Genomic DNA, 23,903 nt, shown 5'->3' with positions numbered 1-23,903 from the left:
CGGTGTTCAATACCTGACTCGTTGGCGTGTATCGGTTGAGGTGGGGCGCTTATGGTGGAATCGAACGACCTCTGGGCACATAGTCCTGCTCCAGGCAGCAGTCAGTGGCATTCTCTTGCTGATCATCTTCGGGGTACCGGTGAGTTGGCGCGACGGTTTGCGGCGCCGTTCGGTGGGGGTGAGGTGGCGTACTGGCTTGGTGCGCTGCATGACGTGGGTAAAGCCGCGTGCGCGTGGCAGGACAAGCTTGCTGTTGCCGCGTCTACCGGCGGGCCCGTCGGTATCGACCACAAGGCGTTGGGTACCCGGATCGCGTTCGACCGAGGGCTGGGCTCGTTCGCTGGTGCGATCTACGGTCATCACAACGGATTGGTCGATGCGCCGAGTCTACGGCGAGCGTTTGAGAGCAGGCTTAGCGGTGCGCCGGCCCACGTCGCGTCTGCTGAGCGTGAACTGCCGGGTTTGCTGCCGGATCTGCCGGAACGGCTGGATCATGCCGTGCCCCTGGAATGGCGGGCAGATCCGTTGGTGGGTGAGATGGCGCAGCGGTTGTGCTACAGCGCGCTGGTGGACGCGGACAGCTTGGATACCGGTGCGCATTTCCAGGGACTGGCCAGCCCGAGGGTGCGTGCGGACGCGGACTTCGGTCACCTGTTCAAGGTGTTCGAGCAGCGGCGGCGTGTCGAGATCGGCGGGCGTGGTGGTACGGAGATCGGTGTTTTGCGGGAGCGGGTGTACGGGGACTGTCTGGCGGCGGCTGAGGCTGATCGTGGTGTGTTCCGCCTGGGTGCGCCGACCGGCGCGGGTAAGACCTTCGCGAGCGGCGGCTTTGCGCTACGGCATGCGGAGAAGCACGGCTTGCGGCGGGTGATCGTGGCGGTACCGTTTCTCACGATCACCGAGCAGAACGCGGCCGCCTACGGCCGGCTTCTGAATGAGGATGGTGCGGAGCCGGTCGTCCTCGAGCATCACAGCCAGGCGGATTTTGATGACCCGGCGGCGGGGCGGTGGGCGCGGCTGGCGGCCGAGAACTGGGACGCCCCGTTTGTCGTCACCACCTTCGTGCGGCTGTTCGAGTCCCTGTACGCGCGGAAACCGTCGGCGATGCGTCGGGTGCACCGGCTGGCGAACTCGGTGATCGTGCTGGACGAGGTGCAGGCGTTGCCGCACGCGATGCTCGCGCCGATCCTCGACGGCATCCGACTGCTGGTGCGGCATTTCGGTGCGACCGTGTTGCTGTCCTCGGCGACCCAACCGAGCTTCTGGGCACTGGACGAGATCAAGGACGTGCCCTGCACCGACCTGATCCAGGACACACCGAAGCTGGTCAGCGATCTGCGGAGAGTGCGGTACGAGTGGCAACTCGACCCGAAGCCGACCTTGGCCGACATCGCTGATGAGGCTGCGTCGGTGCCTGCGGCACTGGTGGTCGTCAACACGACCGCCGACGCGAAGGCGGTGTTCGACCGGTGGCGTGCCCAGTCGATCGGTACGGCGTGGCACCTGTCCACCCGGATGTGCCCGGCGCACCGGAAGTGGGTGCTGGAAGAGGTGCGGGCGCGGCTCCACCGAGAAGAGCGGGTCCTGCTCGTGGCGACCCAGCTCATCGAAGCTGGTGTGGACGTCGACTTCCCGGTGGTGTTCCGCGCGATGGCCCCGGCCGACTCGCTGCTGCAAGCCGCCGGGCGCGCCAACCGCGAAGGGCGGATGTCCGATGGCGGTCGCGTGATCGTGTTCGCGCCCGAGGACGGCGGGCAGCCGCCCACCTACAAGACTCTGGTCGGCTGCACCGCACGTCAGTTCGGACCGGAGACCGCCGACCCGGACGACCTCGCCGCGCTCGAACGGTACTACCGCAACGTTTATGACCTGCTCAACCTGGCGGACAGCCAACACGTCGGGCAACGTATTCAGCAGGCCCGTCGTCGCTGGGAGTTCGAGGCCGTGACCGACGGCCCCATGGACGCGGGTACCCGACGACGGGACCGGAAGCTGGCGTTCCGTATGATCGACGACGATGGCATCAGCGTCGTGACACCGCAAGCAGGCAAAGCGACTGGACTGCAGTCCCACCTGGAGAGCCTGATAGAGGACCTACGCCAAGCGCCGGTTCCGGACCTGACCGCACTTCGCGAGCTCCAGGCATACACGACAAACCTGCACCCCAGCGTCCTACGCCAGCCCGGGGTGATGGCGCTTCTGCGGCCGATCCTCGGCAGTGAGGTGCGGCGGGGCGCGCTGGTCGAATGGGTCGGCGAGTACGACGACGACACCGGTATTAATCTTGACCCATGTTTAGAACGGTTTCTTTTGTAACGTGAGTGCGGGCTTGCCGAGCGAGCGCGCTTGCTATTGCGCTCGCTCGGCATCCCCTTCACCTCAAGATTTTATGCAAGCCGCCAGCCGTGACCACGCCAGCGAGCACGCCAGCCGGAATACCTTCGGCCGCGCCGACTAGGATGCCAACGGCAGCGCTCAAACCTATGATGACTGCCCAGCGAAGCGGCAGGGGGGCGGGGCGCGGAGGCTCTCGGCCGGGGCTGGGTAGCCCGAGACCACGTGTTTGCCTTACTGTCATCTAGTTCCCTTCCGATACTTGCACATCGCTGGGGGATCTTGACGGTCCGCTGTTCCCGCAGCGGGCCGTCCCTTTTGGGGTGGTTGCCCGACTCGGAGCCCTGGCTCGGTCCGGCCGAGTCAGTCTTAGTCCACAATGGCTCGTTGTCAAGTCCCATTCGTACTCCTTCGGTTTCAACATCCAAGGAAGCTGTATCGGGCACCGTCCACTCAACAGCCAAGGAAGTCAGCTACACTGGGGTAGCTCTGGAACTGGAGAGCTGTCTGCAGCGCCGCATGGCGCTGAGGGTCGCAACCTTGGCTGTTGGTCGGAGGGCGTTCGGCATGTCCGGCGTGGACCAAGCGTTATCGGTTCCACGCCGGGCAAGCTCCCGGATGACGGTAAGCGCGCATTTGGCTGATTGATCAATCACTTTGTCATACGGCTCGTGGATGCTCGCACCTGTTGTGCGACGGCCTTGCCGATCGCATGGTTCAGTGGCGTCTCGATCGTGTGTTCGATTGCCTGTGGGAGGGGTTTGTGCGGTGACGACGGATGTGGTCAACGGCCTGACTCTGCGGCGGAGCGCAGAGGGTGATCTTCCGGTTGTGGTGCAGGTCAGTGGTGAGGCGGCGTTGTTCTCGCGGCCGGAGTTGAAAGTGGAGCGGGTCAGTTATCCGGTGATGACGCCGTCGGCGGCGGTGGGGGTTCTTGAGTCGATCTTCTGGAAGCCGGAGATGCGGTACCAGGTGGTCGCGATCGAGGTGCTCAAGCCGGTGCGGCAGTTCACGGTGCGGCGCAACGAGACGTCGGATGTGGCACCGCTGGCGGAAGCCATCAAGGGCAGCCGTCGGGTCGACACTGCCGCGCACCGGGATCAGCGCAACGCGGTGTGTCTGCGGGACGTGGCGTACCGGATCCACGCGCACATCGAGTTGACGGCGCGGGCGGACAAACCGGTGGCGGCGTATCGGGACCAGTTGCGGCGGAGGGTCCGTAAGGGTGCCTGTTTCCAGCAGCCGTACCTGGGCACCCGCGAGTTCACTGCCACGTTCGGTTGGCCGGATGACACTGCCCGGGCGGACGTCAACGAGGAGATCGGCATCATGCTGCACTCCATCCACCGGGACGGGAAGCCGGGGCAGCCGCGGATGGAGTGGTTCGCGGCCCGGGTGACCGCCGGGGTGCTGGCCGTGCCGGAGCGGGGGATCGAGCTGGCCCTGCCGGAAGGCGTGGTGGTCTAGTGCTGCTGCAGAGGCTGGTGGAGTTCGCCGACACCAGCGAAGACGTCGTCCCTGCGTTCTACGCCCGTAAACCGGTGCGGTGGAGCCTGGAGATCGACGGTAACGGCGTACCCCGAGGCGAGCTCGTCAGTACCGCGGACAGTGCCGACCCGACACGGCGGTTCGGCGCGACGCGCCTGGTGCCGGCGGTGACCCGCACCGTCGGGATCTCGCCCGCTCTCGCGGTCGACAACGGCGAGTACGTCTTCGGGTGGCTGTCCGACGGAGCCAAGCCGGAGCGGGTCGCGAAGCAGTACGACGCCTTCCGCACGCTGATCGCCGACTGGGCGGTCGCCGAACCCGACGGGCCGGCATCTGCCATCGTGGCCTTCTACCGCGATGGTCACGCCGACGCGCTGCGACCGCCAGCGGATTGGGGCAGGGGCGACCTAATCGGCTTCTGGGTCGACGGGGTCTACGCAGCCGACACCGGCCCGGCGCGACGGTTCTGGGCGGCCGTGGCCGGTGACCGCAAGGGTTCGGGACGATCCGGGTTGTGTCTGGTCTGCGGGCGGGTTCAGCCGCTGCTGAAGACGGTGCCGCAGCAGATTCCTCGACGTTGGGTGCCCGGCGCTACCCAGAGCGCGTCGTTGGTGAGCATGAACGAGGCGGTGCACGGCTACGAGCTGCAGAAGTTCCTCACCAACACGCCGATCTGCGCCGACTGCGGCCTCAAGTTCATGACGGCGCTGACCGACCTGCTCTCGAACCCGGCCCACAGCACCGCCCTGTCCGGGCAGAACGCCCGACTCGCCTGGTGGGTGCTGGGCGGCTCCACGTTCGACCCGTGGGCGACCGTCGAGCAACTGGACCCGACCCAGATACACAGCCTGATCGCCGGCCCCGCCAGCGGCAGCGAAGCAACGGCCGATGACCTGTCCCGGTACTGCTCGGTGACCGTGGGCGGCAACGTCGCCCGAGTGGTCGTACGGGACTGGGTCGAGCAGCCGATCCCGCAGGTGAAGGACAACATCCGGGCCTGGTTCGACGACCACCGGATCGTCGACGCCTGGACCGGCGAGTTGGCGCAGATCAAAGTCTCCCAGCTCGCCCGAGCAGCGGGACGGTTCGAAGCCGGACGCAACGGCGGTCCAGGGACCTGGACCAAATTCGGCGCGTCCGGCGAACACCGCCCACCCGACCTGTTCCATCGGCTGCTCGGCTCCGCGCTACTCACACGGCCGCTGCCGCCGAAGCTGCTCCACCACGTCGTCAACCGGATCCGCATCGACGGCCGACTCGACGCGGCCCGCGCCGCACTGATCCGGCTCGCCCTGCGCCGCCACCCCACCCTGCCCGCACATGAACGAGAGAGGCTGACGCCGACCTTGAACACGGAGCACAAGCAGCCGGCCTACGTGTCCGGCCGCATCTTCGCCGTCATGGACGACCTGCAACGAACCGTGTTCCGGGTCGCCGACCAGAAGCTGAACACCACCTTCGCCGAACGCTACTTCGGCCGCGCCATCGACAACCCCCAGGTCGTCATCGTCTCCGGCCGCCGCAACGTGCAGGCCTGGCTCAAGCGGCTACGCGGACCACTGCACCGCCCCAACTGGTCCGAGGCATACGAACGGCGGCTCGACGACCTGTTCGTCCAACTCGACGCGATCCCCACCGGCGCGGTGCTGACCGACAAGGCCCAGTTCATCCTCGGCTACCACCAACAGCGGGCCGAGATGCGTACCGAACGACTCGCGGCAGCCGCGAACAAGAAGAAGACCGACCTGCCCCCGCAGCCCGACGACGTGGCCCCCCGCACCGACGACGAAGGAGACGACGCATGACCGCCGCGCACCTGGACCCGACCCGCCGCCACGACGCCGTTCTGCTGTTCGACGTCATCGACGGCAACCCCAACGGCGACCCGGACGCCGGCAACCAGCCGCGAACCGACGACGAGAGCGGCCAGGGCCTGGTCACCGACGTGGCGATCAAGCGCAAGATCCGCGACACCGTCTCGCTGCTGCGCGGCGACGACCCCCGCTACGGCATCTTCGTCGAAGCCGGCCACGCCCTGAACACCCGCATCGAAGCCGCGCTGAAAGCCAACCCCGGCAAGGCCGACGAGGCACAGAAGTGGATGTGCGAACACTACTTCGACATCCGCATGTTCGGCGGCGTCCTCTCCACCGGCAAGGGCGGCGGCGCCGGCCAGGTCCGCGGCCCGCTGCAACTCACCTTCGCCCGCAGCATCGACGCCATCCTGCCCACCGACCACACCATCACCCGGGTCACCCAGACCCGGCAGGAGGACATCGACAAGGGAGAGCGCACCGAGATCGGCTCCAAGTGGACCGTCCCATACGGCCTCTACCGCGCGCACCTGTTCTACTCCGCACCCCGCGCCACGAAGACCGGCGTGACCAGCGACGACCTGGCCGCACTCTGGCAGGCCATCACCGTCATGTTCGACCACGACCGCGCCGCCACCCGCGGCGAGATGAAACTGTGCGGCCTCTACGTGTTCAGCCACCCCGACGCCCTCGGAGTGGCCCCCGCCGCCGCCCTCACCCAACGCATCACGCTCGACCGCGACAACCGGGACAAGGCACCACGCGCCCACACCGACTACACCCGCACCATCAACGACACGGACCTACCGGACGGAGTCGAACTGACCAAGCTGGTCGACCTCTGGCTGTGACCCACGAACACCCGACGGACAGCGGCACCGACCTACGGGAGGTGCCGCTGTCCGCGTTGGAGCACTACGCCTACTGCCACCGTCAGACCGCCCTGATCCACGTCGAAGGCGTCTGGACGGAAAACGTCGAAACGGTACGCGGCGACCTCAGCCACACCACCGTCGACCTCCCCGGCATCCACCGCCGCCGCGGCCTCACCGTGATCCGATCCCTGCCCGTATGGAGCCACACCCACGGACTACGCGGCATCTGCGACATCGTCGAGTTCGAGAACCAGACGGCCACCCCGGTCGAGTACAAGGTCGGACGCTACACACCCGGCGGACCCGCCGAACTACAACTCGGCGGACAAGCACTCTGCCTCATCGAAGCAGGCTTCACCGTGCCCACCGGCTACATCTACTCCGTCGCCGAACGACGCCGACACCCCGTACCCATCGACACCGACCTCCTCGACCGCGTCATCACCGCCACCACAGCCGTACGCCGACTACTCGACACCCCAGCACTGCCACCCGCACGCAACGACACCAGATGCCGACGATGCTCCCTACGCGAAGACTGCCTACCCGAACTGACCGACGGCCGCCCGCACCGCACCCCGAACCTGTTGACCCCACGACCATTGGGACAGTGGCGTGACTGAACTACTCAACACCCTCTACGTACAAACCCCCGGCACCAGCCTGCACCTCGACGGCGACACCGTCCGCATCCACCATGCCGACCACCCCGGACGCCGCCTTCTCCCACTCGTACGCCTCGACCACCTCGTCCTGTTCGCCGGCGTGACACCCACCGACGACCTCCTACTGCGATGCGCCGACGACGGACGCTCCGTCAGCTGGCTCACCGGAAACGGACGCTTCCGCGCCGGCCTGATCGGCCCCACCCACGGCAACCCACTCCTGCGCCAAGCCCAACACCGCGCCGCCGACGCACCGCAACGGCAACTACCCATCGCCACCGCCATCGTCGCCGGCAAAATCCACAACGCCCGACAAGTACTCCTGCGCACCGCCCGAGACACCAGCGGACACCGACAAACCGCCCTACGGGCCAGCGCCGAACTCCTCGCCGCCCGGCTCGAACTCCTCGCCACCGCCGCCACCACCAACGAGGTACTCGGCGTCGAAGGCATCGCCGCCCGCGACTACTTCGCCGCCATGCCCTACCTCCTCGGCGACAACAAGGACTGGAAGGCATCCGGCCGCAACAAACGACCCCCCACCGACCCGCTGAACTGCCTCCTCTCCTTCCTCTACGGCATGCTGCGCGTCGCCGTACACGGCGCTCTCGACCACGTCGGACTCGACCCCTACATCGGCTACCTACACGCCGTCCGACCAGGTAAACCCGCACTCGCCCTCGACCTCATGGAAGAATTCCGCCCCCTCCTGGCCGACAGGCTCGCACTCACCCTGCTCAACAGACGCGAACTCACCCCCACCGACTTCGAGGAACTACCGAACGGGGCATACCGCCTCACCGACAACGGACGCAGAACCGTCCTCGCAGCCTGGCAGCACAGCAGGCAACGCGAATGGCCACACGCCTACCTCAGCCGACAAGTACCCGCCGCCCTACTACCCCTCGTCCAAGCCCGACTCCTCGCACGCCACCTCCGCGGCGACCTCACCGCCTACCAGCCATGGACGGTGAACTGAACCATGGACCTCCTCGTCACCTACGACGTCGAAACCGTCACCCCCGAAGGACAACGCCGACTCCGCAAAGTCGCCAAAATCTGCGAGGCATACGGCCACCGCGTCCAAAAGTCAGTCTTCGAAGTCGTCTGCCGCGAAACAGACAAAGTCCGCTTCGTCGCCGCGCTCCACGACGTCATCGACCCCACCCACGACACCATCCGCATATACCGCCTACCCGCCAACGCCCTCGACGACGTCGAACACCTCGGCAAACCCCGACCAATCGACCCGCGAGGCGCACTGGTGATCTAGGAACCCCCAGTGAACACGGAAACCCCAGGAGGTTCCGAACCACAAAATGCCCACTAGACCGGCAAAACGGACTGCGAGGCAGGCGGACAAGCATCAACGCCTGACTATTTTCCCTGCTCGCGAACCGCTGCGCCCGGCCACCGCGCCGGGCGAGGATCGCAACTCCTGGCACACGAAGACGACCGTCGGGTTCGGGTGCACGCTGCGCCCGGCCACCGCGCCGGGCGAGGATCGCAACCTCCAGATCGGCGAGGTCGTCCTGGGCGCGGGTCACGCTGCGCCCGGCCACCGCGCCGGGCGAGGATCGCAACACGCTCTGCTAAGTCAGGTTGACGCCCTGGCGTCGGCAGCTGCGCCCGGCCACCGCGCCGGGCGAGGATCGCAACGGCGAGACGGCGGCGGAGAACATGGACGCCGTCCAGGCGCTGCGCCCGGCCACCGCGCCGGGCGAGGATCGCAACCAGATGCGCGCCAACAGGAGGAGCCCGTGATCACCGGCTGCGCCCGGCCACCGCGCCGGGCGAGGATCGCAACCGGCACAGGGCCAGGAGTCCCGGCAGCGGGTCACCGCGCTGCGCCCGGCCACCGCGCCGGGCGAGGATCGCAACTCCCGTGGGCTGGTGGTTGTCGGCCGGTGTGTTGTTCGGGCTGCGCCCGGCCACCGCGCCGGGCGAGGATCGCAACTACGTGTGGAAGGCGGGTCTGACCGACCAGCCGGACGCTGCGCCCGGCCACCGCGCCGGGCGAGGATCGCAACTTCGGTGGTGAGGCGTTTGGCGAGGTTGTCGATCATGCTGCGCCCGGCCACCGCGCCGGGCGAGGATCGCAACCGGTCTCCGCCGACGGGGACGCGCTGGTCGGCCGGTGGGCTGCGCCCGGCCACCGCGCCGGGCGAGGATCGCAACCTCACCGGTGAGCCGCTGAACTTCCACCGTGACCCGGTGGCTGCGCCCGGCCACCGCGCCGGGCGAGGATCGCAACTCGGTGAGGCCGAGCTCGATCAGGCGCCGCTTGACGGCTGCGCCCGGCCACCGCGCCGGGCGAGGATCGCAACCCTCAGCGGGACGGCAGTCTTTCTTGATCGTCACGTCGGCGGCTGCGCCCGGCCACCGCGCCGGGCGAGGATCGCAACGATCTCGTCGGCCATCGGCCCCACCATGGCGGCCATGTGCTGCGCCCGGCCACCGCGCCGGGCGAGGATCGCAACACCCCGTGACCCCCGCAGACTGGACCACCGTCGCACTGCTGCGCCCGGCCACCGCGCCGGGCGAGGATCGCAACTTCTGGAAGGCGACCACCGCGCGCCGGGTGGCCGGACCGCTGCGCCCGGCCACCGCGCCGGGCGAGGATCGCAACCCGTACATCCGGGCCAGCTCGGCACCCTTGATCGGGGCGGCTGCGCCCGGCCACCGCGCCGGGCGAGGATCGCAACCGCAAGATCGTAGACGCGGCGCTGCGCGGGGTGGGCGCGCTGCGCCCGGCCACCGCGCCGGGCGAGGATCGCAACACGGCGGTCGGTCCGGTCACCTCGAAACTGGCGTAGCGCTGCGCCCGGCCACCGCGCCGGGCGAGGATCGCAACGTCCAGTGGTCCGGCATCCGGGTGTACGTCAACGGCGAGCTGCGCCCGGCCACCGCGCCGGGCGAGGATCGCAACACGCATATAGCGGCGTGAAGGCTCCACTAAGCCATTAGCTGCGCCCGGCCACCGCGCCGGGCGAGGATCGCAACCGGTGGTGACATCTCCGGCCTGGTGGCGGTCACCGCTGGCTGCGCCCTGCCACCGCGCCGGGCGAGGATCGCAACAACGGCGGCCCGCAACGCGGCGGCGTCGGCGATCGCGGGCTGCGCCCGGCCACCGCGCCGGGCGAGGATCGCAACATGGCCCTCTTGAGCGCCTCGGCGGTGATGCCGGAAGCTGCGCCCGGCCACCGCGCCGGGCGAGGATCGCAACCCCATGTCTCTCCCTTCGGTTGCCGACCTGGTCTGGTCGCTGCGCCCGGCCACCGCGCCGGGCGAGGATCGCAACCCGTTGGTGCCTGCACTCCAGGCGGACAGGAAGACCCCGCTGCGCCCGGCCACCGCGCCGGGCGAGGATCGCAACAACTGGTTCCCGACGCTCGGCGTCCACCTGGCCGCAGGCTGCGCCCGGCCACCGCGCCGGGCGAGGATCGCAACACCTGGCGCGTGCTGCGCGCCCGTGACGAGGTGCTCCAGGCTGCGCCCGGCCACCGCGCCGGGCGAGGATCGCAACCACGCCTTCGAGAACCAGTCTGTCTTCGTTGCGATCAGGCTGCGCCCGGCCACCGCGCCGGGCGAGGATCGCAACGCCACGGTCGCCAGAGCGAACGCACAGAGCCAGTGCGGCTGCGCCCGGCCACCGCGCCGGGCGAGGATCGCAACGCCAGGTCCATCGGCGCGCGGGCACGCTGCCACCACGGGCTGCGCCCGGCCACCGCGCCGGGCGAGGATCGCAACTCGCGTACGTCCTCTACACCCGGCACACCGGGGGAGGGGCTGCGCCCGGCCACCGCGCCGGGCGAGGATCGCAACTCCACGTCGACGAGGTGTACGCGCTCGCCCGCCCCTACGCTGCGCCCGGCCACCGCGCCGGGCGAGGATCGCAACGCCGTGTCCCACGACGACGGGGGCGCCAACCACCACCAGCTGCGCCCGGCCACCGCGCCGGGCGAGGATCGCAACTCAGTGTCAAGCAGAGCAACGACGCAGCCAACCGTGGACGCTGCGCCCGGCCACCGCGCCGGGCGAGGATCGCAACGACCCATACCCGAACATCTCGTCCGGTGACGTCATCGGCTGCGCCCGGCCACCGCGCCGGGCGAGGATCGTAACTGTCGTCGCGCAGGTCGGCGTGAGCGTGCCGAGCGCGGGCTGCGCCCGGCCACCGCGCCGGGCGAGGATCGCAACGGCGCAGATGGCCCGCCATGCGACCTCGGCCGCCTCGGGCTGCGCCCGGCCACCGCGCCGGGCGAGGATCGCAACGTTGCACCACCCCCGACGCTTACCCTCATCGAGGGCAACGCTGCGCCCGGCCACCGCGCCGGGCGAGGATCGCAACATCGAAATGCAGATCATCGCCGCGTTCCGTCGCACCGCTGCGCCCGGCCACCGCGCCGGGCGAGGATCGCAACTCACACAGCACCGGCACGCCCATGGTCAGGAGATGCTGGCTGCGCCCGGCCACCGCGCCGGGCGAGGATCGCAACCGGACGAGGACAGCGCGGGCCAGTTCGTCTTCGGCGGCGCTGCGCCCGGCCACCGCGCCGGGCGAGGATCGCAACACAATCCGGTAGTCGTCGTGGGCTCCCGGACGGTGGGGCTGCGCCCGGCCACCGCGCCGGGCGAGGATCGCAACGCGACGGACGCACCACCAGTGATGCCGTGGCTGCCCGAGCTGCGCCCGGCCACCGCGCCGGGCGAGGATCGCAACACTTGCCCTCCAGGGCCTCGAAGATCGGCCGCCACCGGCGCTGCGCCCGGCCACCGCGCCGGGCGAGGATCGCAACGCCTACACCGTCGGCCAGCCGGAGGTGCGGCTGCTGTCGCTGCGCCCGGCCACCGCGCCGGGCGAGGATCGCAACGCGGCGCCGGTGAGGGCTGCGGCGAACGCTGTCCATGGCTGCGCCCGGCCGCCGCGCCGGGCGAGGATCGCAACGTGCGTAACTGCGCGGCGATGACCGTCAGTTCGCCGGCTGCGCCCGGCCACCGCGCCGGGCGAGGATCGCAACGCGGATTTCGTCGGGATGCCCCACGACGACGACTACGAGCTGCGCCCGGCCACCGCGCCGGGCGAGGATCGCAACGGAATGCCGAACAGCTTGTTGGCCAGCGCCTGCGCCGCTGCGCCCGGCCACCGCGCCGGGCGAGGATCGCAACGGGCAGAACCGGGACCCGTTCGACGCCCTGCGTAACGGGCTGCGCCCGGCCACCGCGCCGGGCGAGGATCGCAACTGAATCTCAGACTGCTTCAACCACCCCGACTGACCGGTGCTGCGCCCGGCCGCCGCGCCGGGCGAGGATCGCAACAATGGCGGCCCGGTCGGCTGCGGCGGATGCGATCGCGGGGCTGCGCCCGGCCACCGCGCCGGGCGAGGATCGCAACTCCCTCACTGGTCGAGTCACAGGCCGATGCCGGACGCTGCTGCGCCCGGCCACCGCGCCGGGCGAGGATCGCAACGCCGCCTACATGACGGCCGTCGACCGCGACCATCTGCTGCGCCCGGCCACCGCGCCGGGCGAGGATCGCAACGTGAAGTGGCACGCGTGGACCGAGCCGACCCGGAAGCTGCGCCCGGCCACCGCGCCGGGCGAGGATCGCAACCACGGGCAGCCGCAGATCGGGGACCAGTCGCGGCGGGCGCTGCGCCCGGCCACCGCGCCGGGCGAGGATCGCAACGGTAACGGCTACCGGCCGGGTGATCCGCTGTGGCACGGGGCTGCGCCCGGCCACCGCGCCGGGCGAGGATCGCAACAAGGTCGGCGCGCAAACGGTCGATGACGAACCGTGGGAGCGCTGCGCCCGGCTACCGCGTCGGGCGAGGATCGCAACGGCTCGCCCATCGGCTGCCCGAAAGTGCGGCCCGGCAGGCTGCGTCCGGCCACCGCGCCGGGCGAGGATCGCAACGCGGCGATGGAGACGACACTCGTCACCCTCGGGTTGGCTGCGCCCGGCCACCGCGCCGGGCGAGGCGCAACTGCCTGGTCAGAGCGGCCACGGGGGGAGCCGCTCTGACCAGCAATTCCCGTACGGTACGTGCCGCTGTGGCTACTGGTAACGGGTCAGGGGTGTTCGGATCCTGAGGTCGGTGGGTGTTGGGTCTGTCCCGAGCGGGCGGCTTCTTCGACGCGTAGGAGGTTGTCGATGATTTCGGCGAGTCCTGCGCGTGAGGCGGGGGAGAGTCGGGTGATGGAGCGGGTCATGACCCGTACGTCGCGGCTCTGCTCGTTGGCGTCGTCTTGGTCGCCGAGGAGGTATCCGGCGGGTACGCCGAAGAACTTCGCGAGGGCTTGGAGGGTCTTGGCCTTCGGGTTGGGGTTTGGTGAGCGGAGAAGGCTCTTGATGCCTTCGGCGGTGATGCGGTCGCCTGCGGCGGTGAGGGCTTTGGCTACCTCGGTTTCGGTGTAGGGGCCTCGTCCTTCGGGTGCGTTGTTGAAGAGTTCGCGCAGCCTGGTGTGGAGCAGGTTGGGGCTGGCTGTCGCGGGTGGAGTGTCGTGTGGTGACGTCATGGCATCCCCCAAGTGCAACTACAGTTGGCTAGGTATCGATCTGTAGTTGACGCCTGTCGCTGAGTCGTGCTTAGCTCTCCGTGTTCCAGCAACTGCGGTTGCGAGTGACCGTAACTGCGGTTGGTTGGAGCGTAGCGGATCGGGCTGTCGCTATCCAGATGGGCTTTGATCTGCTGCGGCAGCGGTCGCCGGGCTGGGGTGCCGCTACCGCGAGGGCCTGCTGGTGATGCACAGCGAACAGGTCGTGACAGTGACGGGGGACTGACCGGGTCGACGGGATGTCGGCGCGGTGGGTGCTGTGCGACTCGCTTCGGGGAGGCGACATGCTGATCGCATCGGCTGGCGGGCCCGGCCGCCTCGCGGATCGGGGACTGCCGACAGCGGCGTTCCGGGTCCGCGAGGCGGGACACCCGCGACTGGCTGACGTCGCCATTGTGCGGGCGCCGTCTGCCATCGAGGAGCGGCCGGTGCCGCTACCGACTCAAAGTCTCTGGTGGAAGGGGCACCGGTCGGAGGCGCCTCAGATTCCTCGTGAGTTCGGAACTGGTTCCACGGTGGAGTCCCTGTGGACGCGTGCCGCCGGGCTGCGGCCGGGCTGTCCGCTGGTCAGTGTGTCGTCCGCTGATGGTGGGGTGGGGCGCTCGTCGTTGGTTGCCGCGCTGGGGGGTGTCCTGGCCTTGGCGGTTCCGGGTCCGGTGATCGGGGTCGACGCGAATCTGCGCGCCTGGGGTGGCTTGGAGCATCGGGTGGCCCGGCGTAGCGCGGCGACGGTCTGGGATGCCGTGTGTGCTGGTGATGCGCTGGCCAGGCCGCCGGTGGTGGAGCGGCTGACGCAGCGCGGGCCCACGGGTCTGCGGGTGCTGGTGGGTGAGAGCGCGATGTCGACGCAGCGGCGTCCGCCGTCGTGGCCGGAGTTGTTCGGTGTCATCGGGCACCTGCGGTCGGTCTATTCGCTGGCGGTGCTCGATCTTGCGCCGGCGGCGGTGGCGCCGGTGTGGCGGGCGTTGGCGTGGGCCACGGTGCCGGTGGTGGTGAGCAGGGCGACGGTGGATTCGTTGCAGCACACGATGCGGCTGCTGGCGCACATGAAGGCGGTGGGTCTGCACGAGACCGTGGACCGGACGGTGGTGGTCGTGATGGCGACGGCGCCGTCGGTGGCACGTGAGATTCGTGCGGTGCAGCAGTTGGCGGCGAAGGCGGCGGCGCATCTGGTGCGCGTGCCGTTCGACCCGGTGTTGGCCCGGCCGCAGGCGCTGGATCCCCGGTCGATGAGTAAGGCGACGCGGTCGGCGTTGGTCGAGGCAGCGGCGGCGGTCGTGGACCGCTGCCCCGTCGACCTCGCTGAGCAGGGCGCCACCGGCGAGGCGGCAACCGACGGGGGGAGCAAGCCGTGATCCTGCAATGGATGGCAGCGGTGCTGACGGTGCGGGCACCGGCGGTGATGGGGGAAGTGGATGTACGGGTAGTAGACAGCCAGCTGAGGTAGACGCATTCCGGATGCCGCCACGATACCTCCACGAAGACCCCGCCTGAACAACTTCCTGCCACGATGCTCGGTAGTGTCTCCAAAGGATGCACCCTGACTCTATCGGGCGCGGGCCGGGCTGGCGTTGTTGCTCGCCGACGATCCGGGCGGCTCCCTGCCGGCGGTGCTACCGATGTCGTTTCGCCTGCGACTCGAATGTGCCCGCCCGGTCCCGCGGCACGTCGATCTGCACCGGCCCCGACGCGTCGGTCAGCACCTTCTTCGACCGGCTGCCGTTACGCACGTTGCCCGAGCCCACACCGTCGGACTCGTGTTTGGCATAGCCGAGGTGATCGGTCATCTCCTCGTTAAGCGCGGTCTCCAGGACCGTCTTCGTCAACTGCCTGAGCAGCCCGTCCGGGCCAGTCAACGACAGCCCTTGTCCGCGACGTACTGCTACTTCGCACCGTGGCGCGATGATGGCACTGACCAGGCGATTCATAATCTGCTGCGCTGTCAGGCGCGGGAGAAGGCCGGCCGGGCGGAGGACCCGACCGCGGTGGTCCTGGACACCCAGTCGATCCGGGCAGCCAACCACGTCCCCGCCGCGACGACCGGCAAGGACGTCAGCAATAAGGTATCCGGCCGCAAGCGGGACCTGGCCATGACCGCCGACCAGCCGGATCATCATCAGGTACACCAGTCGCACCAACATACCGTCGATCGTTATCGTGGACCGGGAAATCCCAGCTCACCGCATGTGCGACAAGTTCTGACACGGTACAGGCTTCAGGTGGGTTAAGAACCGCGCCGCTCATTGCGTACTTCCAATCTCGGAGGCCGGACCGACCGCTGTCGCCAGCTGTGCTGTTCGCTTCTCGACCCGCCCGGCCCAGCGTACGGTAGTGCAGGTGAGCAGCGCCGCTAGAACGAAGCATGCGGCGATCACGAACCAGCCCCAGCCTCCGGTGGACAGTGCGAGGGCGATGAATCCCGCGGGGGCGACGATGTCCCGGATCTGGTTGGTGAACTTGAACGTAGCGACGTAATCGCCGCGTTGGTCCGGAGGTGCGAGAGCTGCCACGATGCCCCACGCGCCGGCCGATTGCCGTAGCTCCGCCATGGTGAGGACGATTGCGCCCGCCACGAGAGTAGCGATGGTCGCGATCCCGGTCGTCAGGGCGGCCGTAGCGAACACGACGCAGGCCGCTGCGGCGAGGACTCCGCTCTGCCTGAGTGCTCGCGCCGATCCTTCCGCGGTCTCCGCCCCGGCACTCGCTCTGACCTGCAGCAGAACGACGAGGGCGGTGTTGATGGTGAAAAGCGCGGCGGCGACGGGCGGCCCGGCGTCAGTTTGGTTGATCGTCCACAGCGGAAGAACAACGAGGAGCACGGTCTGGTTCGCTTGTAGGATCCCCGTGAGCGCGGCGGTGGCGACTACGGACGGCTTCCGGATAGCGCCGAACAGCGGGCGGCGTTCGCTCACTGCGACCGTCGTTGCCAGTTGGGGCAGGCGGGCTACCATCAGGGTCGCGATCGCTAGTACTGCAGCGATCGACCAGACCATCAGGAGATAGGCGGACGAGCTATCCACGGCGAGCACCACGCCCGCAGTGACCCCGCCGCCGGTCATGCCGAGATTCAGCGCAGCCCGCTGATACGCCAGTCCCCGTACCCGCTCGTTTTCGGGCAGCGCGCCGATGCTGTAGACCTGGACCGCGATGCTGGTGGTCGCCTGGGCCGCCGACATGAGGACGATGACGCCCAGGAAGACCGCGAACCCCGGCACCATCGGATAGAGGGTGTACAGCAGTACCTCCACCACGCCGCCGGCCAGCCACACCGGCTTTGCACCGACTCGGTCCATCAGCGTGCCGAGCGGTAGCGAGGCCATGGTGGAGATCGCCGCCGCGACACCTAGGCCCAGTCCCACCTGGACTGGGCTCAGCCCGAGGTAACGGTTGAAGAAGATGGTGCCGCCGGCCATGAAAATGCCGGCGCCCAGGGCGAAGACCAGGGACTGGATGGCGAGCGTGCGACTCAGGCCGGCCGGCGGTATCCAGTGGGTCAGACGTGAGCGGATTTCGATCATGTGGCTGTCTGCCTTCCAGCGGAACACCGACGGCGAACGTCGCGTGCGTTCAGCCTTCCCTGCGAGCGCCTGCGTGCCATGTCCCCGATTTTGGTGACATAGAAGCCGTCAGGCGTTGGCGGGTCGCCACAGCCAGCGGAGCGCGTCGGGGAGCACGACCCCGCCGTGGTTGGCGTTGTGGCCGCCGTCGCCTAGGACGATGCGGAAGTCGTAGCCGGTTTCGGCCAGCGCGGCAGCCGTCCGCAGATTCTCGGCCAGCCAGTTCATCTCGGGGTCGCTCCAGCCCAGATCACGGTGGCCGACCTGCATGAAGATTCGGAGCGGCTTACGGTCCTCGCGGTGCAGGAGGGCGGGATAGGGGTTGCCGCCCGGCATTTGTGCGAAGCTGGCGAGGCAGCAGATGACGCGGCGAAACTTGTCCGGGCGTAGCCACGCAGCGGTGACCGCACAGTTGCCGCCGCTGCTACCACCGCAGATAATCCAGCGGTCCGGATCTTCGCTAATCGAGTAGCGCGCGGCAACCTTGGGAATAATCTCGTCAAGTAGGAACGTGACGTAACGATCGTCGAAGGCGTCGTATTCGAAGTTGCGGTTCTTGCGGTTCTCGAGGTTGTCGCTGTCAAAGACGCCCGGATCGACGAATACGCCGATGGTAACTGGAATGTCACCCCGGTTAATCAGATTATCCAGGACGATCGCACCGCGGACCTCACCGTCCGGATCGAGGTACCAGGCGCCGTCCTGGAAGACCACCAAGGACGCGGGTTCGGACGCGTCGTACTGCGCGGGCACATGGATCCAGACCTTGCGTGACGTACCCGGGTAGACGGCACTGTTGGCCCAGGTAAACTCGACGGTCTTGCCCACCGGCACCCCAGGCTGTCGGGTCGAGTCGGGGCCGTGAATGTAGCGGACGTCGGTCTGGTCCACAGGGAGTGCTTGGTAAGGCATCAAGATGGTCATCGCGACAAGTTTATTCGCTGCGGATGGCACCTCATCGGCGCACCAGGGCATGGAGAAGCGGCCGTTCCTCGCAACCACGGAGCCGCTTGGCCGGCAACGCCTCGACACCGAAGTAGATCCAGCTGAGCCCCTGCCGGGCGCAGTACTCGATCGGCTCATAGTACATGACGTTGAAGTGCGCGAACGCCTCCGTCGGCCGGGCGCCATAGTCGGTTGCGGTAGCCCTTATGTACAACCCGTTCCGCCACGCGAAGCCCAGGGCGGCGGATACTAGGGCGCCGCCGGGGTCACGACAGGTGAAGACGCGCGCGTGCTCGGTGTCCGATGCGAATGTCGCCTCCAGGTAGCGGCGCAGACCGTCGACGGTGGCCCGGCGGCCGTACTTGTTCTCCACCTGCGCCATGAGGCTGGCGAACTCGTCGATGGGCCTGGCGCGCTCCACCGCGAATTCCATGCCCATCTCTCGCGGTCGGTCCCGTTCGTGGAGAATGCTCCAGCGCCGCTTCCTGCTGCGGGCGGTTAGGTACTGCGCAAAGCTGCCGGGGACGGCCAGGACGCCCTCGGTGTCGACCTGTTCTACCCGCTCAACGTGCTTGCTGCTGGCGAGCGGCTCCAGGTCCGGCTCCGAGAGGTATGGGACGACGACGGCATCGCACCCCCACTGCTCCGCCACCTCGAGCGCTGTTCTCACTAGAAGGGAGACGGCTTCGGCCGCCCGGCCGTGGTCGATCCCTGGACGGAGCAGCCACGGGTTGCGGTAGGCGCGACGGGCACCAAGGACCGAGTACGTGGCGTCGGTGCCGAAGATTTGGCCGAAGGCGTCCTGTGAGTAGTGCTCGGCCGGTTCCCGCCGGGCGTATCCCACCGGGGCGACGGCTACAAGCCCGGCGCCGTCAGTGACGCGGAGGTATGCCGCCTTGCGGGGGTAAAGGGCCTCGTGGCTGCTGAGCCATGCGTGGGTCGAGTAGTAGCCGCCGGAAGGCACAAGTGCGTCCCACGACGAGTCGTCGAACTCGGCGAGGTCGGTGAGGACGTCGACGTCCATCGCTAACGGGAGCCGTTCGTGCGCAGCCAGTCGACCAGGTCGGCGACGCCATCCTCCGGCGCGCGGATCGGTTTCCAGTCCAGCACCTCGATCGCTTTGCGGATGTCGCTGATCCAGACTTTCTGGTCGCCGGGGCGCTCCGGAGCGTACGAGACATCGGCCCGGATGCCGCTGAGTTCCTGGAGCAGAGGTCCGAACTGCGACCAGATCGCCAGGGCGAAGTCGGCGCCGCCGCCCATGTTGAAGATCTCGTCCGCCCCGGCCCGGCGGGTGAGGACGGCGGTGGCGGCGGCGACGAGGTCGTCGATGTGCAGGAGGTCGCGGACCTGGCGGCCGTCGCCGTAGATGGTGATCGGCTTGCGGTGCAGGACGGCCTGGGCGAACCAGGCGACCCAGCCCTGGTCGGTGGTGCCGTTCTGGTGCGGCCCGTACACGCAGGAGGCCCGGAACACCGTCGAGGCGACGCCGTAGATCTCCCCGTAGTCGCGCACGTACGCGTCGGCGGCGTACTTGGAGCAGCCGTACGGTGTGGTCGGGGCGACCGGCAACTCCTCGGGCACGCCGTGCGGGTAGCCGTCCAGCGTGTACGCACAGCCGTTGTCGGTGACGGCATATCCGGCGAGCGATCCGTAGACCTTGTTGGTCGACATGAACAGCACGTTGGCCTCGGGTGCCCGCAGCCGGACGGCTTCGAGCACGTTGAGCGTGCCGCCCGCGTTGATCTCGAAATCCGTGCGCGGGTCCGTGAGCGAGGTGGTAACGGCGGTCTGTGCCGCGAGGTGGGCGATCGAGTCCGTCGGCGCCTCGCCGACCACGTCGGCGACGGCGGCGGCGTTCCGGACGTCGACGTCGGCGAAGGTGATTCGCTCCCGGACGTCGTCGGTGCCGAGCAGCCAGCGTAGGTTTTCCTCGCTCCCGGCCCGGGACAGGTTGTCCAGGACCACCACGTCGTGGCCCTCGCGGGCGAGGTGGGCGGCCAGGTTGCAGCCGACGAAACCGGCGCCGCCGGTGATCAGAATCCTCATCGTCTCTCCCAGAGCGGTCGGTCGGTACGGTCCGGTGTCAGGCCGCTGAGGGCAGGACGTCGTACGGCGGTAGTGCGGTGATGCCGTGTTTGCGGCACAGGTAACGTGCGTTGTTCTGCCACCGGGCGGCGACCTGCGCGGCGTGGTCGATCCCGCGGCCGTGGTCGTTGCGGTCGTTGTGGTTCTGGTGGAAGACGCCAACCGCCGGGTCATAGACAATCTCGGCGCCGCACAGCTGGGCGCGCGCCCCGAACTCGACCTCGTGCAGGCCGTAGCCGGTCATCCCGGCGTCGAAGGGCCGCTGGATGTCGGAGGTGCTCAGCATCTCGACCAGGGTGGCCGGATAGCTGAAGCTCGCTGCCCACGCCGCCGTCCAGGGGACGCCGGTCCGGGCGACGCCGTCCGGCGCAGCCAGCCGGGCCCGGCGGCAGGAGCTGAGGCTCCAGGTCTCCTCGTCGCCCTCGAACTTGGCGCCGGTCACCAACCGCAGCCGGCTGCCGGTGTGCCACGCGACATGCCGCTCCACAAAATCAGGGCGTACGCGCACGTCGTCGACCTGGATCCAAATCTGAGTGTCCGGGTCGCCGGCCGCGATGCACTCGTTCCAGCGTTGAGCCGTCAGATAGTGCGCCTCGTGTTCCCGGCGCAGGGGAAGGAGCCGGTAGGGCAGATCGGGGGCGATCTCCCGCAGCACGTCGCCGGTGCCGTCGGTGCCGCCGTCGTCCAGGACGACGACTGTCAGGCGGCTCGCCGGGTACGTCTGATCCGCCAGGTCCCGCAGCAGCGCCAGCACCTTGTCGCGCTGGTTGTAGGTCATCGTGAAGAGCGTCACCTGCGGTGATGCCGCTTCCGTTTCGGGCATTGCTCGACTTCCTCTCAGCTCAGACGGGGGACCTTGCGGGGTCCGCGGTGTTCAGCGCGGTGGCCAGGCTCCAGAGTTGGTAGCGCTCCACGCCGCGGAACCGGTCGGGGGAGAAGCCCAACAGGTCAGTGACCCGCTTGCGGTCCAGTACCGCCCAGGCCGGATGGTGCGGGTCGGCGGCGGCTGTCCGGGCGGCTTCGAGGATCGCGCCGATGGGTTCCACCGGGATGGCATGCGACAGCCGTGTTTCGGTGGTGAGTGTCCGGCCGATCGCGTTGTCGTAGAGCCAGGTCGCCTGCCCGGACTCGTACGGGATCTCGGCGAGGTCCGGGCCGAGCAGGGTGAGCAGTTCCCGCTGGAACTCGCCGGCGCGCTCGCCGCCGTTGCCGTTGCCGACCATGTGCGGCCACAGCATCGGCGAGAGGTACATCGAGAAGGCGTCCTCGCGGTGCCACCGGTTCGCCAGGTTCGGCCCGTGCCAGTGGATCTGCCGTTCCAGGTGCAGCACTTCGGGAATGTCACGCAGCGGCACACCGCTGTCGAGCAGGTCCCCGACGTGCTCCCGCAGCCAGTCGCGGACCAAGGCGAGCCCGTCCGCGGACACCAGCGGCAGAGGGGAGCGAGGCACGATCTTGGTCAGGGTCGCGTCGGTGATGGCGTCGGCGGTGTCCCCGGTGGGGTAGTCGCCGCCGAGGTAGGCCGCCCAGGCGCCGCGCCCGATCTCTCCACCCACCCCGTCGAGCAGAATGCGTGGCGGCCCGGGCCACGGTTCGAGCACGGTCACGTCCTGGAAGTCGGCGAGTGACGTCGTCTGCGGCGAGGTCAGCGCGAGGATCCGCATGACCGCCGGCAGGTTGGTGTAGACGGGGGCGGTCTCGCTGATCAAGTCGACCTGGTGGGCCCAGCCCAGCGTCGCGGCCAGCTGCCGGGCGATCCTGACGTCGCCGGTCTCCGGATAGTTCACCTGACCGGAGTAGGCCATCGTGTACGTTGCCGGGCCCAGCCCGGCGGCGCGCAGCGCGGCCGCCATCAGCCGGGAGTCGCGTCCGCCGGTCAGGCCGAACTGCAGCGGCCGTCCGAGCCAGTCGGCGTACGCGGCGGCCAGCGAGACGAACATCCGCGCGGCTTCCTTGTAGTCCGGCTCCGTGGTCAGGATGTCCGCCCACGATGGCTGCTGCGGCGTGACCTCGACCGAGGCGTCCCGCTCGTAGGTGTGCAGGCTGCCGACGGCGAGCCGGTCGACTCCGGCACGCAGCGGCTCGCCGGTGATGCCGTAACCGCAGGCCAGCAGCGCCGCGAGCGCCCGGGGACGGGCCTGGGCACCGGGCGCGGTGACGAGGGCCGGCATGTTGCTGATCGAGACGGTGTCGTTCTGCCGGGACGAGTAGACCGGCAGCCCGGCATCGGTTCGGATATGCACGAGCCGGTCGTCGGCACGGATCACGCAGTAGCGGCCGTCGAGCTGGGCCGACCAGTCGGCCGGGTCGCTCAGGTAGCCGCCGGCGTCAAGGGCCGCCCGGCCGTCGGCCTCGCCGCCGATCCACCGCACCGGCCGGCCGCAGATGAGCGCGAACCCTCCGCGCCGTTCGGCGGAGGGGGACACGCCGCCCAGGTCGGCGGGGCCGTGGCCGGCCCAACGGATCGACACCCTTCCGTCGGCTGAAACCCACTGGTGGATGGTCCGGTCGGTTAGCATGCCGTGCTGCTCGAGCCAGTGGCCGAGCCGGGAGCGGGCGGCGTCGCCGGAGGCTGCAGCGGCGTGGCCGATGCTGATCAGAAAGGCGATCATGGACCGCTCATCCTCTCCGCTCGGCGGGGACCGGATCGAGGTCGGCGATGACGTTCCACAGAGCACGGGGGGTCGCGAAGGTCTCCGCGCCGAGCTTGCTGTCCGGGATCTTCACCCCGAACTCGTCCTCGACCTCGACCAGCAGGCTGATCATGGCCAGCGAGTCCAGTCCGGCCGCGGTGAGGTCGAGGTCGTCGGAGATGGTGACGTCTTGGCCCAGCAGCGGCAGATTGCGGCGGACGGCCTCGGTCAGGGCAGGGGGCAGCGTCGTTTCTGACATGTGATCGCTCCTTCGGCGGAGGGCGGGGGTCAGGCTGCGCGGGCGGTCGCCGCGTGCGGTTCCTGGTGGAAGAGCCCGGGGAGGGCGACGTGGCTGGCCAGCCGGGGGAGAAGTTCCTCGGCGTCGCGAGCGACGATCAGGTTGTCGAGGTAGCGGCCTTGCACGAAGCCCTCGTCAACGGCGGTGCGCAAGAAATGCAGCAATGGTGTGTAGAAGCCGTCGGTGTCGAGCATGGCGCAGGGCTTGGTGTGCAGGCCGAGCTGGGACCAGGTGAGCGCTTCGAAGAATTCATCGGCGGTGCCGAAGCCGCCGGGCAGGGCGACGAAGGCGTCGCCCAGGTCCGCCATCATCGCCTTGCGCTCGTGCATCGACTCGACGATGTGCAACTCGGTGAGGCCGCGGTGCGCGACCTCGTGTCGGACGAGAGACTGCGGAATGATCCCGATGACCGGGGCGCCCGCGGCGAGGGCGGTGTCGGCGATGGCGCCCATCAGTCCGGTCGAGGCGCCTCCGTAGACCAGGCCCAGCCCGGCTCGGGCAAGGGTCGTGGCGAAGGCGGTCGCCGCCTCCAGGTGGACGCGCCGCCAGCCAGTCGAGGCTCCGCAAAAGACGGTTATGTAGTGCATGTATCAACTCCGTTGCTCGTGAGCCGGACAGACCGGAATTGCGGGCCTGAGCCCCGGACGG

The 23,903-nt window shown here is 68.9% G+C and carries 17 protein-coding genes, 2 pseudogenes and 1 CRISPR repeat array; of the genes and pseudogenes, 9 read left to right on the top strand and 10 right to left on the bottom strand.

Annotated elements, in window-relative coordinates:
• Positions 1–51 precede the first annotated feature (51 nt).
• The 7 genes from cas3 to cas2 all read left to right on the top strand — a co-directional run bounded on the left by cas3 (position 52) and on the right by cas2 (position 8,449).
• Positions 52–2,316, top strand: a complete 2,265-nt coding sequence (gene cas3 / locus ACIBMZ_RS29300) for a CRISPR-associated helicase Cas3' (RefSeq protein ID WP_396699342.1) — start codon at positions 52–54, stop codon at positions 2,314–2,316.
• Positions 2,317–3,114: 798 nt separating this feature from the next.
• Entirely contained in the window at positions 3,115–3,801 is a 687-nt protein-coding gene (cas5c, locus tag ACIBMZ_RS29295; RefSeq protein ID WP_396699368.1) for a type I-C CRISPR-associated protein Cas5c, read from the top strand.
• Positions 3,801–5,627, top strand: a complete 1,827-nt coding sequence (gene cas8c / locus ACIBMZ_RS29290; RefSeq protein WP_396699340.1) for a type I-C CRISPR-associated protein Cas8c/Csd1 — start codon at positions 3,801–3,803, stop codon at positions 5,625–5,627. Before cas5c ends, cas8c begins: the two co-directional genes overlap by 1 nt.
• The gene (gene cas7c / locus ACIBMZ_RS29285; protein ID WP_396699338.1) at positions 5,624–6,487 is read left to right on the top strand and encodes a type I-C CRISPR-associated protein Cas7/Csd2; all 864 of its coding nucleotides are present in this window, start codon (positions 5,624–5,626) and stop codon (positions 6,485–6,487) included. The genes cas8c and cas7c overlap by 4 nt, the downstream gene beginning before the upstream one ends.
• On the top strand, positions 6,484–7,134 hold the full coding sequence (gene cas4 / locus ACIBMZ_RS29280; RefSeq protein WP_396699337.1) for a CRISPR-associated protein Cas4: 651 nt from the start codon (positions 6,484–6,486) through the stop codon (positions 7,132–7,134). The genes cas7c and cas4 overlap by 4 nt, the downstream gene beginning before the upstream one ends.
• Positions 7,127–8,155 (top strand): type I-C CRISPR-associated endonuclease Cas1c, encoded by a 1,029-nt coding sequence (gene cas1c, locus ACIBMZ_RS29275; protein ID WP_396699335.1) that lies wholly within the window; start codon positions 7,127–7,129, stop codon positions 8,153–8,155. Before cas4 ends, cas1c begins: the two co-directional genes overlap by 8 nt.
• Positions 8,156–8,158: 3 nt before the next feature.
• Positions 8,159–8,449, top strand: coding sequence for a CRISPR-associated endonuclease Cas2 (gene cas2, locus ACIBMZ_RS29270; protein WP_396699333.1), 291 nt, complete (start codon positions 8,159–8,161; stop codon positions 8,447–8,449).
• A gap of 126 nt (positions 8,450–8,575) precedes the next feature.
• Positions 8,576–13,166: a CRISPR direct-repeat array (repeat unit 37 nt; unit sequence GCTGCGCCCGGCCACCGCGCCGGGCGAGGATCGCAAC).
• Between the two features lie 82 nt (positions 13,167–13,248).
• On the opposite strand, the gene ACIBMZ_RS29265 is transcribed toward cas2, so the two are convergent.
• The gene (locus tag ACIBMZ_RS29265; protein WP_387262407.1) at positions 13,249–13,695 is read right to left on the bottom strand and encodes a hypothetical protein; all 447 of its coding nucleotides are present in this window, start codon (positions 13,693–13,695) and stop codon (positions 13,249–13,251) included.
• 677 nt (positions 13,696–14,372) lie between these two features.
• On the opposite strand from ACIBMZ_RS29265, the gene ACIBMZ_RS29260 reads away from it, so the two are divergent.
• The gene (locus ACIBMZ_RS29260) at positions 14,373–15,089 is read left to right on the top strand and encodes a MinD/ParA family protein (RefSeq protein ID WP_396699331.1); all 717 of its coding nucleotides are present in this window, start codon (positions 14,373–14,375) and stop codon (positions 15,087–15,089) included.
• A gap of 282 nt (positions 15,090–15,371) precedes the next feature.
• On the opposite strand, the pseudogene ACIBMZ_RS29255 reads toward ACIBMZ_RS29260, so the two are convergent.
• A pseudogene (locus ACIBMZ_RS29255) lies at positions 15,372–15,662 on the bottom strand (transposase); the annotation flags it as partial.
• Between ACIBMZ_RS29255 and ACIBMZ_RS29250 the strand changes: the two are divergent.
• Positions 15,597–15,833, top strand: a pseudogene (locus tag ACIBMZ_RS29250) (IS5/IS1182 family transposase); the annotation flags it as partial. The pseudogenes ACIBMZ_RS29255 and ACIBMZ_RS29250 overlap by 66 nt on opposite strands.
• A gap of 141 nt (positions 15,834–15,974) precedes the next feature.
• Here the strand turns inward: ACIBMZ_RS29250 and ACIBMZ_RS29245 are convergent.
• From ACIBMZ_RS29245 to ACIBMZ_RS29210, 8 genes are all read right to left on the bottom strand, one after another.
• Positions 15,975–17,279, bottom strand: a complete 1,305-nt coding sequence (locus ACIBMZ_RS29245; RefSeq protein WP_396699330.1) for an MFS transporter — start codon at positions 17,277–17,279, stop codon at positions 15,975–15,977.
• Between the two features lie 81 nt (positions 17,280–17,360).
• On the bottom strand, positions 17,361–18,215 hold the full coding sequence (locus tag ACIBMZ_RS29240) for an alpha/beta hydrolase (protein ID WP_396699328.1): 855 nt from the start codon (positions 18,213–18,215) through the stop codon (positions 17,361–17,363).
• A 31-nt stretch (positions 18,216–18,246) separates the two neighbouring features.
• Positions 18,247–19,260 (bottom strand): GNAT family N-acetyltransferase, encoded by a 1,014-nt coding sequence (locus ACIBMZ_RS29235; protein ID WP_396699326.1) that lies wholly within the window; start codon positions 19,258–19,260, stop codon positions 18,247–18,249.
• Between the two features lie 2 nt (positions 19,261–19,262).
• Positions 19,263–20,285: an NAD-dependent epimerase/dehydratase family protein gene (locus tag ACIBMZ_RS29230; protein ID WP_396699325.1), complete on the bottom strand. Its 1,023-nt coding sequence runs from the start codon at positions 20,283–20,285 to the stop codon at positions 19,263–19,265.
• 37 nt (positions 20,286–20,322) lie between these two features.
• Positions 20,323–21,147, bottom strand: coding sequence for a glycosyltransferase family 2 protein (locus ACIBMZ_RS29225; protein ID WP_396699323.1), 825 nt, complete (start codon positions 21,145–21,147; stop codon positions 20,323–20,325).
• 19 nt (positions 21,148–21,166) lie between these two features.
• Positions 21,167–22,936 carry a hypothetical protein gene (locus tag ACIBMZ_RS29220; protein WP_396699321.1) on the bottom strand — a complete coding sequence of 590 codons (1,770 nt, stop codon included), beginning with the start codon at positions 22,934–22,936 and terminating at the stop codon, positions 21,167–21,169.
• Positions 22,937–22,943: 7 nt separating this feature from the next.
• On the bottom strand, positions 22,944–23,216 hold the full coding sequence (locus ACIBMZ_RS29215) for a phosphopantetheine-binding protein (protein WP_396699319.1): 273 nt from the start codon (positions 23,214–23,216) through the stop codon (positions 22,944–22,946).
• Between the two features lie 29 nt (positions 23,217–23,245).
• Positions 23,246–23,842: a TIGR00730 family Rossman fold protein gene (locus ACIBMZ_RS29210; RefSeq protein WP_396699318.1), complete on the bottom strand. Its 597-nt coding sequence runs from the start codon at positions 23,840–23,842 to the stop codon at positions 23,246–23,248.
• Positions 23,843–23,903: the final 61 nt, after the last annotated feature.

The sequence above is a fragment of the Micromonospora sp. NPDC049900 genome (assembly GCF_044461025.1).
Lineage (GTDB): Bacteria > Actinomycetota > Actinomycetes > Mycobacteriales > Micromonosporaceae > Micromonospora.
The sequence above is the reverse complement of the archived record's forward strand: the minus strand, read 5'-3'. Positions and strand labels throughout refer to the sequence as shown.

Excerpts from the sequence above, each read along its gene's own strand:
- cas3 (WP_396699342.1), top strand. The coding sequence starts at position 52 with ATGGTGGAATCGAACGACCTCTGGGCACATAGTCCTGCTCCAGGCAGC.
- cas7c (WP_396699338.1), top strand. The coding sequence starts at position 5,624 with ATGACCGCCGCGCACCTGGACCCGACCCGCCGCCACGACGCCGTTCTG.
- cas2 (WP_396699333.1), top strand. The coding sequence starts at position 8,159 with ATGGACCTCCTCGTCACCTACGACGTCGAAACCGTCACCCCCGAAGGA.
- ACIBMZ_RS29265 (WP_387262407.1), bottom strand. The coding sequence starts at position 13,695 with ATGACGTCACCACACGACACTCCACCCGCGACAGCCAGCCCCAACCTG.
- ACIBMZ_RS29240 (WP_396699328.1), bottom strand. The coding sequence starts at position 18,215 with ATGACCATCTTGATGCCTTACCAAGCACTCCCTGTGGACCAGACCGAC.
- ACIBMZ_RS29235 (WP_396699326.1), bottom strand. The coding sequence starts at position 19,260 with ATGGACGTCGACGTCCTCACCGACCTCGCCGAGTTCGACGACTCGTCG.
- ACIBMZ_RS29230 (WP_396699325.1), bottom strand. The coding sequence starts at position 20,285 with ATGAGGATTCTGATCACCGGCGGCGCCGGTTTCGTCGGCTGCAACCTG.
- ACIBMZ_RS29225 (WP_396699323.1), bottom strand. The coding sequence starts at position 21,147 with ATGCCCGAAACGGAAGCGGCATCACCGCAGGTGACGCTCTTCACGATG.
- ACIBMZ_RS29220 (WP_396699321.1), bottom strand. The coding sequence starts at position 22,936 with ATGATCGCCTTTCTGATCAGCATCGGCCACGCCGCTGCAGCCTCCGGC.
- ACIBMZ_RS29215 (WP_396699319.1), bottom strand. The coding sequence starts at position 23,216 with ATGTCAGAAACGACGCTGCCCCCTGCCCTGACCGAGGCCGTCCGCCGC.
- ACIBMZ_RS29210 (WP_396699318.1), bottom strand. The coding sequence starts at position 23,842 with ATGCACTACATAACCGTCTTTTGCGGAGCCTCGACTGGCTGGCGGCGC.